Genomic DNA, 16,591 nt, shown 5'->3' with positions numbered 1-16,591 from the left:
GAGATGATTGATATGTTGTGTATTAATTTGATTTAATGAATTTGGTCTCGAATGTTTTGCTGTTTGTACTAAAATGAATCAGGTACATTCCGGTTTGAAGATGATCCAGTGCAACATCAACGGTTGGCTGATTGGGGTGCAGTTGCATCATCATTTTTCCGTCGAGACTGAAAATTTGCAAGGCCGTAATTTTTTCCGGACAGGCAATCCGAACCTGCCTCGATGCCGGATTGGGAAATAGGTTGAATGACACTTCGGCTTGTTTCAGCGGATCTTCCACTGCGGTTGCCAATTCTTTAAATGCCGGTAATTGTTGGTCAGAATACAAGCGGTATTCGCCCGGAGCCAGGCTGATAGCCTGCGTGCCTGATGTGACTTCGTACGATTGTCCGGTAAAGAATTCGTACCAGGTTCCGGTTTCGGCAAATGGTGCCTGTATGGTTTGCGCCGTTACGCCAAAGTTGCCAATCAGGGTAATGTGATGGGTGTCTTTCACCAACTGAATGGATTTTACAGTTCCGCTCAAATTGCGGGTTTCATTACCTGAAGTAAACACCGGAAATTGCATACGCAAACGAAGCATGGCCGAATAGACATCGAACAATTCCAGTCGGTTTGGATCATCGAGGTAGTCCCATTTCACCGGTTTTTCACCGACACGTTCGTTGTAATCGATAGAATAATCGTAGCCCAGTTCCCCAAATTGCCAAATCATTTTTGGACCGGTCAGGCAGAAAAAGAAGGTCGCTCCCAGCTCGTTTCTGGCCAAAGCGGTTGCTACTGTTGTAATATCGTAATCGCCCGATGAGTTTCCGTATTGCAGATTTTTGTACATCAAACGCTCCTCATCATGGCTTTCCATGTAAGCGACCAACCCGGGTTGACTAAATTCCCGTGCCTGGTATGATGCCCACGAGAAATCTGAATTATCAATCCAGCCCATCGTCGCTTCGTTGAAATTGTAGTTGGCATTACCCCAAATGAGCATTCCCTGATTGTAACTGGTCAGTTCCTGCTCCTCGCTGTTGGCTGCAAAATGTTCGAGAATAATGAAAGCATCCGGTTTCACCGACCAAATGTGATTGGCCATTCGTTCCAGTATTGCAATGCGGGAAGCATCGTATGCCGAGCCATCTCCCGCGGTGTTGGTAAATCCTTTGGTAAAGTCGAAGCGAAAGCCATCCACCTGGTATTCATCGATCCAATAGCTGGTAACGCTGTCGACAAAAGCTTGGGTGTAGGCGCTTTCGTGATTGAAGTCGGAGCCCCAGGCGAATGCGGTATTGGGCGATGATACGTTGAACCATGGATTGTCCGCTGCCGGACGGTTGTTGGTCGCATCCCAATACATTTTCACCATTGGTGAGCTGTTGTAGGCATGATTGAGCACCATATCCTGAATGACGATCATTCCGCGATTGTGGATGGAGTCGATTAATTCTTTCAAGTCATTTTTGGTGCCGTAAGCTTTGTCGGGCGCAAAATAGTAGTTCGGGTTGTAGCCCCAGCTGCTGTTACCTTCGAACTCGCTGAAGGGCATCAGCTCAATGGTATTCACACCCAATCGTTCCAAATAGTCCAGCTTGTCGATAACTGCCTGGTAGGTGCCGTCTACCGTAAAATCGCGAATTAATAGTTCATAAATCTGTAGATCCTCTTTAGCCGGAATCGAAATGCTGCCGGTTTGCCATTCGTAGTTGGTTTGTCCGGTTTGTAACACTGAAGCCCGCCCTTCAGTTTTGCCGGCTGGGTAACTAATCAGGTTGGGGTAGACCGCATTCGTGATATAACTGTCATCATACGGATCGCTGATTTTATCGCAGTAAGGGTCACCGATTTTGATGGATCCATCGATCCAGTATTGAAAAATATATTCTTGTTGAGGAGTTAAATTCGAAAGGGTAATCCAGAAATAATCGCCGTCTTTTTTTAGTTGGTAAGCGGGATCAGCTTCCCAATTATTGAGATCACTCAACAAGTAAACATCCGATTTGTTGGGAGCCAGTAACACCAGTCCAACTTCTGTGTCGCTGATGTAATTAATGCCTTGTTTGTAGGTGGCCGGTTTTGCCGCAGTGGGCGTTTCCGGACTGACAAATATATGGAGTGAGTCGTAAACCGTCTGTTCATTCAGCGTTGCTGAAGCGATCAGCCATTGCCAGCCGGTATCGGTTAATGTCGTTGTGCTTGAGATGCTGCTTCCTGAGTTTGAGCTAAGCAGTTTTTCATCTCGTTTTAAGGTCAGATCCGCGTCGTCGGAGGCAATTGCGGAGATGGTCAGGGTTTCATTTTCGTGAAAGAATTGCTGGCCAGATGGCGAGGTTAAGGAGACGGCCATTGAAGATTGGTAAACATTGATAAAGATATCGGTCGTTTGAGCGCTTCCGTCAGCCGATCGGAAAACAAAGGCCAATTGGGTCACGGTTTCGGTTGTGGGAACCGAATAATAAGTATTTATATCGCTTGTAATTGTCAACGCATATTTTCCATTGCCGAGGTTGGTCAGTTTGGGTTGGGTTGAATTGTCGCCCCAAGTACCAATAACATGCTGCCAGGAGTCATTTCCTTCAATTTTAACTCCGGTGTGAGCGTACAAGTCGCCAGTGAAATATCCCAATGAGCTTTCGGCACTGTTGAAGTTGACGGTCACCTCGCCGGTAGCTGTCGGGAATGCAGGATTTGTTTTAGTCTGCGCCTGGCTGAGTTGAAAAATTAGTAAAAAGAATAGGGGTAAAAAACACTTCATCATTTGGAGCTTAATCGAAAAATAGGGCTGCCAACCAGGCAGCCCTATTTTATGATAGTTGAATAATTACGGTGCCACTACGGTTACCGATGTTTCATTTAAATCGAGTGTGATGACATAAGTGCCGGCTGATTTGTTTTTGAAGTTATGATCGCCATCAGCGGCATCCTCAAACATGTCAGCTACTGTTCCATCAACAAAATAGGGGAAGTTGTAGCTTGTCGGACCCCAATCAGCTTGAGCAAAGAAACGCCAGGCTTCTCCGGAAACAAATGTGGCTGTTGTTTTCCACACATTTTCCTTCACGAAAGTCATTTTGATCGATGCTCCTGTTCCGGGTGTATCCCATCCGCCGATTCCGGCTCCTGTCATATACATAACAGGTTCCGCAACGGGCTCCATTTCAATAGTCAGTGTTTTCATATTCACCGTTACGCGGTAGTAGCCGGTTTCACCAACAAACTTGAAGTTGTTGTCACCATCAGCTGCATCTTCCAGCAGGCTGTTAACAGATCCGCTAGCAAAGTATGGATAGTTGTAACTTGTCGGATTCCAGTCTGGTTGGGCAAAGAAACGGAATGCTTCATTTTGGATGAACTTCCACACGGATGAATAAACGCTTGGAGCGGAACTTGGAACTTCAACGGCTAAGGCTGTGTCCCAACCACCTGTTGCGGATCCAATCATGTAAATCGGAGGAAATGAAGTGATATAGGGAGTTAAGCTAACTTGCATACTTGCGTCTTTGTTTCCCGTTGTCAAATCGTTGACTTCGGAGTTGACAACGGATATCACACGGAATTCAATCGAAGTTTCAACCTCGGCTTCTAATCCAAGTTTATCTAAAATAGCAGTGTTCAGATCTTTTACTGTTACCGATGTGCTGAGAGCACTCCCGCTGTAGAGGGTGTAAAGTTCTGCGAAATCGGTTCCTGATTTGGCGATCTGCAATTTGTAGGTAATTGCCAGATCAAGATCGTAATCTGCGGCAGACCAGCTAAAAGCAAGCGCCTGGTCTTGATTGTCCATTGACAGGTTAATGTCGGGTAACTCGGCTAGTGCGGGAGCCTTGGAAACGTTCAGGTCCAAAGTTGTCAAATCATCGTCTTCACAAGAGCTGAGTAATCCGACTGCCAGTGTAATTATAAATAGATGAATGAGTTTTCTCATGTCGTTTAAGTTTAAGATTAATAACCGGTTTTAACTTGACTTAAATTCGGGTTTGCATTGATGTCCGATGCAGGAATTGGGAACACATTGAAACGGTCGTCTGTGGACGCGCCATCTTGTTCGGCTCCTTTCCAGGGCCACAGGTAGCTACTGCCTGTTAATTTGCCAAAACGGATTAAATCGGTACGACGGTGACATTCCCAGAACAGCTCTCTTGCTCTTTCGTCTAAGATGAAGTCCAGGGTCAGTTCGTTTGAGCTAATGTCGCCGGAATTGTCTCCGTAAGCCCGTTCTCTGATGTCGTTAATATAGGCAAGCGCTGTTGAGGCGTCGCCACCTGAGCCACCGCGCAATACTGCTTCAGCGTACATCAACAAGGCGTCGGCGTAACGGAACATCGGGAAGTCTGTGTCCGGAAATGATTGGTTCTGACCGGCTACACCGGTTGAGGTAATGTTCCGGTATTTACGAACCGCATATCCATCGCGGAACTGGAAGATGTCCTCAATTTCGTAGTTCTGACCTTCTGAGTAGAACAATGCTCTGGCATCGGTGTCCCCGCTAGGGTCATCGAATTTCTCAACCAGGGCTTTTGTTGTCCGGTTACCACCCCAACCACCGTCAATTCCTGATTCGCTGGCAGGCATATCTCCACCAACTGATGAGTGGATAATGAATGTCATTCCACCCCAGGTTTGAACATTTTCACCGTCGGATATGATCGGGAAGATAATTTCATTGGTGCGCAGGTTGTTGTCAGCCAAGAACAGATTGGCGTAAGTTGGTTCCAGTGAATATCCGGCTCCTATGATTTTCTTGGTATAGGTAACACACTCGGTGTATTTGTCGGAGTTAATGTAGACTTCTGCGTTGAGATATAATTTTGATAACAACATCCAGGCTGCAGCTTTGTCAACACGGCCATACTCGTTGGTTCTTGGATCCGGCAAAAGCGTTTCCAGGTCCAAAAGTTCTGATTCGATATAGTTGTATAGCTGTTCCGAGTTGGCTTGCTCCGGAAAGAAGAATGTACCTAAGCGGTCTTCTTCGGTAACAAACGGACCGGTGCCAAACATATCCAACATGTGCCAGTAACTGATCGCACGAAGCATACGCGCTTCATTTCTGTATTCAGCATACTCGCTTTGGTCGGTGGTTAGTTTAATGAAGTTGTTGCAGTATGCGATTTCCAGTGTGATCCGGTAATACATGGCTGTTACGAACTCGTTGGATGAGTTCCAGTCCATATCGTGCAGGTCACGCAAGTTACCGTCGTTCCAGGCACAAATAGCTTCGTCGGTCGGCAATTCCTGGTGGTTCCACAGTAAACGCAGGTAGGATGAAAAACTACCGTTAATACTGCTGATATCGGGCTCGCCGTCAACGGCTGTTTGTCCGCCCAAGATGAAGCCGGCGTAGCATTTTGCTAAAAGCTCTTTGTAAGATTGGTCATCGGTCAAAACCTTTTCTTCTGTTTGAATGTCCTCGTCAATCGGCAAGGTATTCAAATCGTTGACACATGCTGCTTGCGTAAATAACAGGCCCAACAGCAAGATGTCTCTCAGTCTTTTTATATATAATGATTTCATTGTAAAAGCTGGTTTAGATTAAAAATTAGCACTCAGACCGAAGGTGAAAGTTCTCGGACGAGGATAAACATCATTATCAATTCCGCTCGGTATTTCCGGATCCAGTCCGTCGTAGTCTGTAATTACAAACACATTCTGCACTGTTGAATATAGTCTCAGGTTGACTTTGTCTTTTATGATTTTCTTGAAGGTGTACCCCAACGAGATATTATCCAGGCGCAGGAATGATGCATCTTTAACGAAGTAGTCGGAGTATTGCTGAGCTGTTTCGAATTGCGAAAATTTGATTTCTGATGGCATATTGGTCAGGTACTCATTTACGGTAAGTTCCTGGTAGCGGGCGCCAACAATGACGTTGTTATAAACATAGTTGCCCAGTGAGATTCTTCCGCTAAATCCGAAATCCCAGTTTTTGTAATTGAATTTTGAAGAGAAGCCCATAGATACCGTTGGAGCAGGATCTTTGAAATAATACTTGTCATCCAATGTAATCTGGCCGTCGTTGTTGCGGTCAACATATAAACCTTCAATTGGCTTGCCATCGGTATCATAAACCTGCTGGTACACATAGAAGGTGTTTAACGACTGTCCGACAGCGTTAATTTGAATATAGTTTCCAACGCCAACACCGCTGATTCCTCCGACTTCAACTCCCTTGTAATTCGGGTCGTCGTAGTTTGTCAGGCGGGTAACCTCATTTTTATTGTATGCCAGGTTGAACCCGAGCTCCCAGTTCATATCCTCTTTGCTGATAATAATGCCGTTTAATGAAAATTCAAGACCATTATTTTCGAGGTCACCAACATTCGTCAATAAGCGGTCGGTGAAGTTCGTTCCGGCAGGTACAGGGATCGTATTCAGCAGCTTCTCGGTTTTGCGTTTATAAACTTCAACCGATCCGTTTAACCGGTTATCGAAAAATCCGAAATCCAAACCAACGTTGTAGGTTGTTGTTTCTTCCCACTCCAGACTTTCGTCATACCCGTTTGGTCTTATCAGCGTGTAGTACTGGTCACCGAATTGATATTGGGTGCGGTTGTCGCTCAAGCGGTAAGTTCCCAGGTAAGGATAGTCACCCGAGTTCAATTCCTGTTGACCGGTTACCCCGTATCCCAAGCGCAGTTTCAGGTTACTCAGCTCTTTGAAGTTTTTCATGAATGCTTCTTCATTCATTCTCCAGGCGAAAGCGAAGGAAGGGAACGTACCCCAGCGGTTATCTTTGTGGAAGCGAGATGATCCATCCTGACGAATCGTAGCAGTCAAGAGGTAACGATCTTTAAAGGTGTAATTCAAACGTCCGAAGAAGGATACCAGGTAGTTTTCAGTGGCATCTTTTGAATCTTCAATTTCGTCGTCGTTGCGATCCCATTCCATTGCGCTGCTTGAAATGTGGAAGTGTTGCCATTCGTAACCGGCCATTGCATCAATACGACTGTCAATACCTTCAAGATCTTTCTGATAGTTCAAAATGAAGTTGAACAGTTTGTTGTTTTTTTCCTGTGTGTAAACGCGGTTTACGCCAACCGATGATGCTTGTGTCCAGGCAGCCAGTGTGTCGGTAACGATGGTACCGTCGCTGTTCGAGTAGTCAATGCCACCTTTTACAGTCACGTTCAATTCCGGGAGGAAATGGACTTTGTAGTTGGCCTGGAAGTCAGCAATAACACGTGACACATCCGACTCGTCGGCGCGTTGCATTAGTTGAGCTACCGGGTTCCGGGTACCGTTTACGTTGCGGGTTCCGTCGGCCATCAGCCAAGTGTAATAGCCTCCGTAACGGTCGTATTTCGGATCATCGTCTTTAACCGGATGTGTTGGGTCGAAGCGCAAAGCGCTACCGATTGCACCTTTGTCAGCAAAGCGATTGTTGATTTTCATGGCTTTTACACCCAGACTCAATTTCAAATGGTTTTCCAGAAAATCAGGAGTTACATTTAATGATCCGGTGTAGCGTTCCAGGTTCGATGTTTTTAAAATACCATCCTGGTTGGTATAGCCCACCGATGCCCTGAAGGGGATGGTAGCTGCCGAACCTGAAAGTCCAAGGTTGTAATCCTGTCCAATTGCTGTTTGGAAGATTTCATCTTGCCAGTTCGTGTTGGCCGCTCCCATCAGTGCTGGATTTACGGAAGAATGATCTACCGCTCTTTCATTCACCAATTGGCGGAATTCGTCTGCGTTAAGCACACTAATCGTTTCCTTAACTTGGCCGACTGAAAACTTTGAGTCGAAGCTGAGACGGAGATCCTGACCTTTTGTCCCTTTTTTAGTTGTTATAAGAATAACCCCATTTGATGCACGGGATCCGTAGATTGCCGTTGCTGACGCATCTTTCAAAACAGTGAACGTTTCAATGTCGGCAGGGTTAATGGAGTTCAGGATGTTGCTCATACCACTGATTGTTCGGTTATCCAAAGGCATCCCATCAACAATAATCAACGGGTCGTTGCTGGCAGACATGGATGAGCCACCGCGAATGCGAATTTGGGACCCGGATCCCGGTGCTCCACCTTCGCTGGTAATGTTCACACCGGCAATTTTACCAACAATCAATTCTTGCGGCGAGCTGGTTGCACCCTGATTAAAATCATCAGATTTAACGGCAACAACTGATCCGGTTGCGTCATTCTTTTTCACCTGACCGTAACCGATGACAACAACCTCTTCCAGTTGTTCAGTGTCAACAGCTAATTGAACGTTAACTGTTGTTTGGTCTCCAATAATTAATTCAGTAGTTGTATATCCAATGTAGGAGAATTGAACGGTTACGCCTTTTTCAGCATCAAGGACGTACTCACCATCAAAGTTGGTAATTGTGCCGATGGTCGTTCCTTTTACCAGTACTGTAACTCCGGGAAGTGGTTCGCCAGTTGTACTGTCGGTAACCGTTCCGGAAATACTAACAACCTGGGACCAGGCAACATTGCTCAATAAGAGCCCCAAAGCCATTAGCAGGACATTCAAATTTTTACGAATAATCTTCATGTTTTTTCTTATTAGTTCTTTAATTCAATTAGGTCATCGTTTAATTTTTTACAAATAGTGTCGTCCGATTTTATTCCATTTAATTTATCCGATGGGACAAGTATATGTATTAGTTTTTGAATGAATCCTAGTCAAAAACAGGTTTTGTTCCGCAAACGTTTGCGGTGTCGTTTGCACCGAATATGTTAGAAAACAGGTCGTTACTGGTGGGTGTGTTTGGAGGCTGGAGAATAGCTTTGTTTTTGTCTTTCGTTCAAAATAAAATTGGATTCAATTCGGATGAAGAAGACCTGTAGGTCTTAAAAAGATTTCTAGTTGTTGGAGGAATTGTAATCGGCTGATATTAAAATTGTACGGCGCAATTGTTATTACATAACATATTCCAACGGTGGTTTGGCAGGAGTTTAATTCTTGTTTTTATTTCTATCTTGCGCAAACATCCAGCTAATCGATGAAAAACAACCCTATTACCATAAAAGATATTGCCCGTATTTTAGGTATTTCTCCTTCAACGGTTTCTCGTGCCTTAAAGGATCATCCGGATATTAGTACGGAGACGAAGAAGGCCGTAAATGAGTTAGCGGTACGGTTGAAATACCAGCCCAATGCCATTGCTTTAAGCCTGAAGCAAAGTCGAAGCAACACGATCGGAGTTATCATACCTGAAATTGTCCATCACTTTTTTTCATCAGTTATTAGCGGTATTGAGGATGTTGCCTACAACGCTGGTTTTACGGTAATGATTTGCCAGTCGAATGAGCGGTACGATCGGGAAGTAGCCAATGCCAAAATGTTGTTGTCGCACCGGGTCGACGGTGTTTTGGTGTCAATTGCGAAAGAGTCGACAAATTTCGATCACCTTAAGTTGTTAAAAGAAGGCGGAATGCCTCTGGTATTTTTTGATCGCATTGTGCCGGGAATGCAGGCAGATCATGTTGTAATTGATGATGAAGAAGCAGCTTACAAGGCGACTAAACACCTGATTGAAAATGGACGCAAACGGATTGCCCATTTTTCGGGCCCGGAGCATCTTATGATTGGACGAAACCGGAAGAACGGTTATCTGCGTGCATTGTCAGAGGCTGGTTTGGCTGTTGATCCATCATTAATTATTCAAGCTGATAATTATGAAAAAGCAGTGGTCGCTGTACGGCGCCTGGCAGATTTGAATAATCTGCCTGACGGTATCTTTACGACTAACGACCTCACGGCCGTAGGAGCAATGCAAGCGCTCCAGAAATTAGGCATTGAGATTCCAAAGCAAATCGCAATTATTGGGTTCAGCGATGGTCGGCTTTCTGGGATCACCAATCCAACGCTTTCATCAGTCGATCAACATGGCTACGAAATGGGTAGTATTGCAACCGAAATCTTGTTGAACCGGATACTCTCTCCGGACGAAAAATATACCCCTGTTACCCGGGTTTTGGAGGGACAACTGGTTGTCCGTGAGTCGTCCATTTAAAAAAAATCACTTTTTTTCATTTTTCTACGCAAACGTTTGAAATGGGGCTTTCAGCCTTGTTTTTGCCTTTTTTTGGACTTTTGATTGATTTACAGCATAGTATCCGATTTGCATTATTCCAATTTTGCAGTTTATATTTGCGTCAGATCATCCGATAAATTACTCCGAATTTTATTTCATTTTCATCTGGTATTCACCAGGTGCCGATACCGTGCAATGAGCTTAGTTTTTTGACTAATCCTGTTGATGGTTAATTTCTTTTTTCAATTTGAAAAATCAAACAAAGGTCAGCGACCTTAACTTAATGAACTAGTATGAAGATTAAACCTGCTCTTCGTTTTTGGCAGATTTGGAATGTCAGCTTTGGCTTCCTGGGGATCCAAATTGGATTTGCCCTCCAGAGTGCCAATGTCAGCCGAATCTTGTCGAACCTTGGTGCCGATTTGCATTCGCTTTCCTTTTTCTGGTTAGCAGCTCCCGTCATGGGGCTCATTGTTCAACCAATTGTTGGCGCTGCAAGCGACCGGACGTGGAATCGATTTGGTCGGCGAGGCTCATACATTTTGGGTGGAGCATTTATTGCCGCTGTAGCCATGTGGCTGATGCCGAATTCGGCAGCTTTGGTTTCATTTATTCCAGCTTTGATTTTCGGAGCTCTGATGTTTGCCCTCATGGATGGTTCTTTCAATATTACCATGCAACCTTTTCGGGCGTTGGTGGCTGACATGGTTCCCGACAGTCAGCGAACATTAGGCTATTCCGTGCAAAGCTTTTTAATTAATACCGGTGCAGTGGTCGGTTCGGTTTTGCCCTATTTTTTGACCAACATTTTGAAAGTGAGCAATACAGCTGCCGAAGGAGAAGTACCTGCTTCGGTGATCTGGTCGTTCTACATTGGTGGCGCTATTTTGCTGTTGTCGGTCATTTGGACGGTTTTCAAAACAAAAGAGTATCCACCGAAAGTCTACTGCGATCAAAATGGAATCGACTATGAAAAGTGGATGGAAGAAGGCCGGCAGAAAAAGTCGCTGGGCGAAAAGTTGACCAATTTCTGGCACTTGTTTACGCAAATGCCGAAAGTGATGATTCAATTGGCTTTAGTACAGTTTTTTTCGTGGTTCGCGCTCTACATCATGTGGGTTTATACAACTCCGGCGGTAGCGCAACACGCATTCGGAACGGCCATTGGTGATGCTTCGTCGGAATTGTACCAGGAAGCTGGGAACTGGGTAGGCGTGTTATTCGGTGCTTACAGTTTGTTTGCTGCACTATTCTCGCTGGTTATGACTAAAATCGCCAACACTTTCGGGCGAAAAACCACCTATGGTTTGGCTTTATTACTGGGAGGATTAGGTTACGTTTCCATGTATTTCTTCAATTCACCCAACATGTTGATTTTGTCGATGGTTGGTGTGGGAATATCCTGGGCTGCTATTCTGGCCATGCCATATTCCATTTTGTCCGAATCGCTCCCGGCTGATAAAATGGGGGTATATATGGGAATCTTCAATTTCACCATTGCCGGTCCGCAAATTATTTCCGGTTTTCTGGGAGGAGCAATTTTGCGAAGCGTTTTTCAAAACGAGGCAATCTACATGCTGATGATTTGCGGCGTTTCCATGTTTTTGGGAGCACTGGCCGTAGCCTTCATCAAAACACCACAAAAAAAATGACCATGAAAAAGATAACAGCCTGTCTCTTCGATTTGGATGGGGTGCTGGTGGATACAGCCAAATATCATTTTTTGGCATGGAAAGAACTGGCTGATGAATTAGGAATCGAATTTACCGAAACACATAATGAATTGCTGAAAGGTGTGAGTCGAATGGATTCACTCGATATCATTTTAAACCTGGGGAAAATGGATTTGCCGCAGGAAGCGAAAGATGAACTGGCAGCTAAAAAGAACCGGGTCTACCTGGAATATATTCTGAAAATGAAAGAAGATGAAATACTTCCCGGAGTGAAAGAATTTCTGATGGATCTTCGAAATCAAAAAATTGGTGTGGCACTGGGATCGGCCAGTAAAAATGCACAATTGATTTTGCAACGACTGCAGATTGAAAATTTATTTGACGCGATCATTGACGGAACTAAAGTAAGCAAAGCAAAACCCGATCCGGAAGTTTTCCTGAAAGGTGCTGAGGCTTTGTCGGCGAAACCGGAGGAGTGTGTCGTTTTTGAAGATGCCATTGCCGGGTTGGAAGCCGCACTCAACGCGGGTATGCGCTGTGTTGGCGTTGGAAGTCCGGAAACACTTCATCGGGCAAACCTGGTGATATCCGGCTTTGACGATTTTCACCCCGAAGATTTATTGCAAAAGATTTGAATGAGGATTTGTAACTAAAAAACTATGAAAAATTATATCATACATTCGGAATGGCAGGTTATTGAGAGAGGATTTGTTCCGGAAAATAACCGGATCTCGGAGAGCTTGTTCAGCATCGGAAACGGACATACCGGACAACGCGCCAATTTTGAAGAAAAATACTCGGGCGACTCGCTGAAAGGCAATTACATGGCCGGCATTTATTATCCCGACAAAACCCGTGTTGGTTGGTGGAAAAACGGTTACCCGGAATATTTTGCCAAAATACTGAATGCAACGAACTGGATTGGGTTGCACATCAAACTTGATGGAGAAGAGTTGGATTTGGCAACTGCTGAGATTGAAAATTTCGAGCGGGTTCTCGATATGCGCTCTGCCATGCTTACCCGCAGTTTCAGCGCGACTCTGCCATCGGGCAAAAAGGTAGAGGTGCTTTCGGAGCGTTTCCTGAGCATCGCAGATAAAGAAGTTGGCGCTATTCGATACAAGTTAAAGAGTTTAAATTTTACAGGAAAGCTATCATTGAGTTCATTCGTTGATGGGGATGTGATGAACGAGGACTCCAACTACGATGAGAAGTTTTGGATGGAGACAGAGAAAGAGGTGTTAACGAACCAGGCTTTCCTGTGCATGGAAACCAAGAAAACGGCCTTTTTTGTTTGTCACGGGATTGATACGTCCATAAAATTGAATGGAAGAGAAGCCGGAGATAGCTTGGAACCTGTTACCCACGAAAAATTTGCGGCAAACACATTTGAGCTGGAGGTGTCGGCCGGAGATGAAATCTGTATCGAAAAGTACATGGCCGTGAATTCATCCATGTATTTGCCCAAAGAAAAACTAATGAACCATGTGATTGGTAAACTAACAGTCGCTGTTTCCTCCGGTTTTGAAAAGCTTTTTGCCGCACATGCGAAGAAATGGGAGGAACGTTGGGAAACTGCCGATATCATGATTAAAGGCGATGTGGCAGCACAGCAGGGAATTCGTTTCAACATTTTCCAACTCATGCAAACCTATTCCGGCGATGATGAACGTCTGAATATTGGTCCCAAAGGTTTCACGGGTGAAAAATATGGTGGTGTTACCTATTGGGATACCGAAGCCTATTGTTTGCCGTTCTTTATGGCTACAGCTCCACAGCTTATCGCTAAAAACCTGTTGTTGTATCGTCATAAACATTTGCAACGTGCCATCGAAAATGCGGCAAAACTGGGTTTTCAGGACGGTGCAGCTTTGTACCCTATGGTGACAATAAACGGCGAAGAATGCCACAACGAATGGGAAATTACCTTTGAAGAAATTCACCGCAACGGAGCTATTGCTTACGCTATCTACAATTACATCAACTATACCGGTGATAAAAATTATCTCGCACCGTTTGGGTTCGAAGTGCTACTGGGAATCTCGCGTTTCTGGAGCCAACGGATCAATTGGTCGGAAGACAAAAATGCTTATGTGATGTTAGGCGTTACCGGCCCCAATGAGTATGAGAACAATGTGAACAATAATTTCCACACCAACCGTATGGCTGTGTGGACCTTAAAATATACGTTGGAGGTTATTGATTACCTGAAAAAAGAACATCCGTATCTGTTCAGTGAGCTGACACGAAAATGGTCGTTTAACGAACAGGGAGAAACTGCTTTGTGGAAGGAGATCATTGAAAAGATGTATTTCCCATACAGCGCCAAGCAAGACATCTTTTTGCAACAGGATGGATTTTTGGATAAAGAAATTGCACCGGCATCGTCGCTTGATCCCGACGAACGGCCAATACACGAAAATTGGTCGTGGGATCGAATATTGCGCTCTTGTTACATCAAGCAAGCAGATACACTGCAAAGTTTTTACTGGTTCAAGCACGAGTTTGACACAGAAAGCCTGCGTCGTCATTTCGACTTTTACGAGCCGATAACAGTGCATGAGTCGTCTCTTTCATCCTGTATCCATGCGATCCTGGCTGCCCGAATCGGGCGAGAGGGAAAGGCTTACGAGATGTATTTGCGCACAGCGCGGCTCGATTTGGACGACTACAACAACGATACAAAAGACGGTTTGCACATCACCAGTATGGGGGGGACGTGGTTGGCTTTTGTAGAGACTTTTGGAGGCATGGATGTGAAGGATGGTCGCCTGCACCTGACACCTTTCTTGCCAAAATCGTGGGAAGCTTTTGCCTTCCGGATTAATTTCAGAGGAGCTCATTTGGAGATTTGCATGGGAAGTGAACTGAAAATTACCAATCACAGCGCTGTTGCAGTTGAGGTGGTTATTTGGGGTGACCAATATCAGTTGAAAGGAAACGGAAACCTGGTGCTGGCCAGGAACCCAATTGTATAATGAAGTACCTAAATCGAAAGAAAAAACCGAAAATCAATGAAACGATATTTTATACTGTTTGTTCTGCTCGTTGGACAGATGAATTTACTGGTGGCCGCTGGAATTGATCGCGTTGAGCCGATGTTTTGGTGGGTGGGTATGAAAAACCCGAACCTTCAACTGATGATTCATGGCGAAAACATTGCTGCAAGTTTTCCGGTGATCAACTACCCGGGAGTCACCTTGGAAAGCAGCACGCGGGTTGAAAATCCCAACTATTTGTTTGTAGACCTTCTAATTTCAAAAGATGCGAAGCCGGGAATTTTTGTTATTTCATTCAATTCCGGAAAGAAAACAGTTGCCGAATACAGCTACGAACTGAAGGCTCGTGAACCGCATTCCGCCGAACGGATTGGATTCAACAGCTCAGATGTTATTTACCTGATTACGCCGGATCGCTTTGCAAATGGTGATGTATCAAACGATGCAGTTCAGGGCATGAAGGAACTGCCCAACCGGTCAGACAAGGATGGCCGCCATGGTGGTGATTTACGCGGAATTATCAATCATCTGGATTATATGCAGGATTTGGGTTTTACAGCCGTTTGGTTGAATCCCGTTTTGGAGAATAACATGACCCGCACTTCCTATCACGGCTATTCAACAACCGATTTTTACAAAGTTGATCCGCGTTACGGGAGCAATGAAGAATACCTGGAACTCTCCAAAGACCTGAAGAAAAGAGGCATGAAGCTGATCATGGATATGATATTCAACCATTGTGGCTCGGAACACTGGTGGATGGATGATATGCCGATGCACGATTGGATCAACAATTATCCGAATTGGAAAGTCACGACTCACCGCAGAACGATCAACCAGGATCCGCATGCCTCGGAGGCAGATAAAACAGCGATGTCGGATGGATGGTTTGTGGAAACCATGCCTGATTTGAATCAACGGAATCCGTTCATGGCTGAGTACCTGATTCAAAATTCTATTTGGTGGATCGAGTCTATTGGTTTGGATGGCATTCGGCAGGATACATGGCCTTACCCGGATAAAAACATGATGGCTGAATGGACGAAGCGAGTATTGGACGAATATCCGAATTTTAATATTGTAGGCGAAGAGTGGAGCGGGAACCCGGCCATTGTTTCATATTGGCAGAAAGGCAAAGTAAACAGTGATGGCTATGAATGCTATTTGCCCAGTTTGATGGATTTCCCGTTGCAGAGTGCTGCGAGTAAAGCAATGACTGACAAGCCGGATTTTGATCACGGAATGGTTGAGTTATACAGTGCTTTGTCGAATGATTTCCAATATCCTGATGCCGGGAATTTGGTTGTTTTTCCCGATAATCACGACATGTCGCGTTTTTATACCCAAGTTGGCGAAGATGTGAATAAGTTGAAGCTTGGAGTTGCCTACTTTCTGACAACCCGTGGTATCCCCCAGATTTATTATGGTACCGAGGTGCTGATGAGCAACAAAGGAACTGAAGATCATGGTGTGATTCGAAGTGACTATCCCGGAGGATGGCCCGGCGATGCCGTGAATGCTTTTACCGGTGAAGGATTGACCGCCGCTCAAAAAGATATGAAAAACTACATTCGTACCATTCAGATCTGGAGAAAGGACAAAGCAGTTATTCACCATGGAAAACTCATTCACTTTGTACCGCAAGACGAAATCTATGTGTACTTCCGTCAAAATGAATCAGAAACGGTCATGGTCATTCTGAATAAAAATAACGATGCGAAAGAACTTGTGACTGATCGGTTTCAGGAGGTGATGGGAGGATTCTTACGTGGAAAAGATATTATTTCCAATACTGAAATTAGTGATCTTTCAACGATTCATATCCCAGCCGAATCGGCAATGATTATCGAGTTGAAGTAGTTCTGATTTCAATACAACTTTTAAATAGTTAAAAACCACATTTTCGACTTTGCGATGGTCGGCGATGTGGTTAAATTCATTTC

The 16,591-nt window shown here is 44.7% G+C and carries 9 protein-coding genes; 5 read left to right on the top strand and 4 right to left on the bottom strand.

All coding sequences use genetic code 11. From position 1 onward, the window contains the following. Positions 1 to 22: 22 nt before the first annotated feature. From GJV22_RS00925 to GJV22_RS00910, 4 genes are all read right to left on the bottom strand, one after another. Positions 23 to 2,749, bottom strand: coding sequence for an alpha-amylase family glycosyl hydrolase (locus GJV22_RS00925; protein WP_205461712.1), 2,727 nt, complete (start codon positions 2,747 to 2,749; stop codon positions 23 to 25). 63 nt (positions 2,750 to 2,812) lie between these two features. Then, a complete protein-coding gene (locus GJV22_RS00920; protein ID WP_163707405.1) occupies positions 2,813 to 3,916 on the bottom strand; it encodes a SusE domain-containing protein in 1,104 nt (367 codons plus the stop codon). Between the two features lie 17 nt (positions 3,917 to 3,933). Further along, positions 3,934 to 5,505 (bottom strand): RagB/SusD family nutrient uptake outer membrane protein, encoded by a 1,572-nt coding sequence (locus GJV22_RS00915; protein WP_163707402.1) that lies wholly within the window; start codon positions 5,503 to 5,505, stop codon positions 3,934 to 3,936. Between the two features lie 18 nt (positions 5,506 to 5,523). Further along, entirely contained in the window at positions 5,524 to 8,490 is a 2,967-nt protein-coding gene (locus GJV22_RS00910) for a SusC/RagA family TonB-linked outer membrane protein (RefSeq protein ID WP_163707399.1), read from the bottom strand. A 451-nt stretch (positions 8,491 to 8,941) separates the two neighbouring features. On the opposite strand from GJV22_RS00910, the gene GJV22_RS00905 reads away from it, so the two are divergent. The 5 genes from GJV22_RS00905 to GJV22_RS00885 all read left to right on the top strand — a co-directional run bounded on the left by GJV22_RS00905 (position 8,942) and on the right by GJV22_RS00885 (position 16,508). After that, positions 8,942 to 9,955, top strand: a complete 1,014-nt coding sequence (locus GJV22_RS00905) for a LacI family DNA-binding transcriptional regulator (protein ID WP_163707397.1) — start codon at positions 8,942 to 8,944, stop codon at positions 9,953 to 9,955. Positions 9,956 to 10,269: 314 nt separating this feature from the next. After that, on the top strand, positions 10,270 to 11,628 hold the full coding sequence (locus GJV22_RS00900) for an MFS transporter (RefSeq protein WP_163707394.1): 1,359 nt from the start codon (positions 10,270 to 10,272) through the stop codon (positions 11,626 to 11,628). Positions 11,629 to 11,630: 2 nt separating this feature from the next. Next, positions 11,631 to 12,284: a beta-phosphoglucomutase gene (gene pgmB / locus GJV22_RS00895; RefSeq protein WP_163707391.1), complete on the top strand. Its 654-nt coding sequence runs from the start codon at positions 11,631 to 11,633 to the stop codon at positions 12,282 to 12,284. A gap of 24 nt (positions 12,285 to 12,308) precedes the next feature. After that, entirely contained in the window at positions 12,309 to 14,627 is a 2,319-nt protein-coding gene (locus GJV22_RS00890) for a family 65 glycosyl hydrolase domain-containing protein (protein ID WP_163707389.1), read from the top strand. A 36-nt stretch (positions 14,628 to 14,663) separates the two neighbouring features. Further along, a complete protein-coding gene (locus tag GJV22_RS00885) occupies positions 14,664 to 16,508 on the top strand; it encodes a glycoside hydrolase family 13 protein (protein WP_163707385.1) in 1,845 nt (614 codons plus the stop codon). The last annotated feature ends 83 nt before the right edge of the window (positions 16,509 to 16,591 follow it).

Origin of the sequence: Mangrovibacterium lignilyticum (assembly GCF_010882175.1) — a bacterium.
Taxonomy (GTDB): Bacteria; Bacteroidota; Bacteroidia; order Bacteroidales; family Prolixibacteraceae; genus Mangrovibacterium; species Mangrovibacterium lignilyticum.
This window is presented reverse-complemented; position numbering and strand designations above follow the sequence as displayed.

What these genes read in the sequence shown, in the direction of transcription:
- GJV22_RS00905 (WP_163707397.1), top strand. Translation starts at nt 8,942, where the DNA reads ATGAAAAACAACCCTATTACCATAAAAGATATTGCCCGTATTTTAGGT.
- GJV22_RS00920 (WP_163707405.1), bottom strand. Translation starts at nt 3,916, where the DNA reads ATGAGAAAACTCATTCATCTATTTATAATTACACTGGCAGTCGGATTA.
- pgmB (WP_163707391.1), top strand. Translation starts at nt 11,631, where the DNA reads ATGAAAAAGATAACAGCCTGTCTCTTCGATTTGGATGGGGTGCTGGTG.
- GJV22_RS00915 (WP_163707402.1), bottom strand. Translation starts at nt 5,505, where the DNA reads ATGAAATCATTATATATAAAAAGACTGAGAGACATCTTGCTGTTGGGC.
- GJV22_RS00885 (WP_163707385.1), top strand. Translation starts at nt 14,664, where the DNA reads ATGAAACGATATTTTATACTGTTTGTTCTGCTCGTTGGACAGATGAAT.
- GJV22_RS00900 (WP_163707394.1), top strand. Translation starts at nt 10,270, where the DNA reads ATGAAGATTAAACCTGCTCTTCGTTTTTGGCAGATTTGGAATGTCAGC.
- GJV22_RS00925 (WP_205461712.1), bottom strand. Translation starts at nt 2,749, where the DNA reads ATGATGAAGTGTTTTTTACCCCTATTCTTTTTACTAATTTTTCAACTC.
- GJV22_RS00910 (WP_163707399.1), bottom strand. Translation starts at nt 8,490, where the DNA reads ATGAAGATTATTCGTAAAAATTTGAATGTCCTGCTAATGGCTTTGGGG.
- GJV22_RS00890 (WP_163707389.1), top strand. Translation starts at nt 12,309, where the DNA reads ATGAAAAATTATATCATACATTCGGAATGGCAGGTTATTGAGAGAGGA.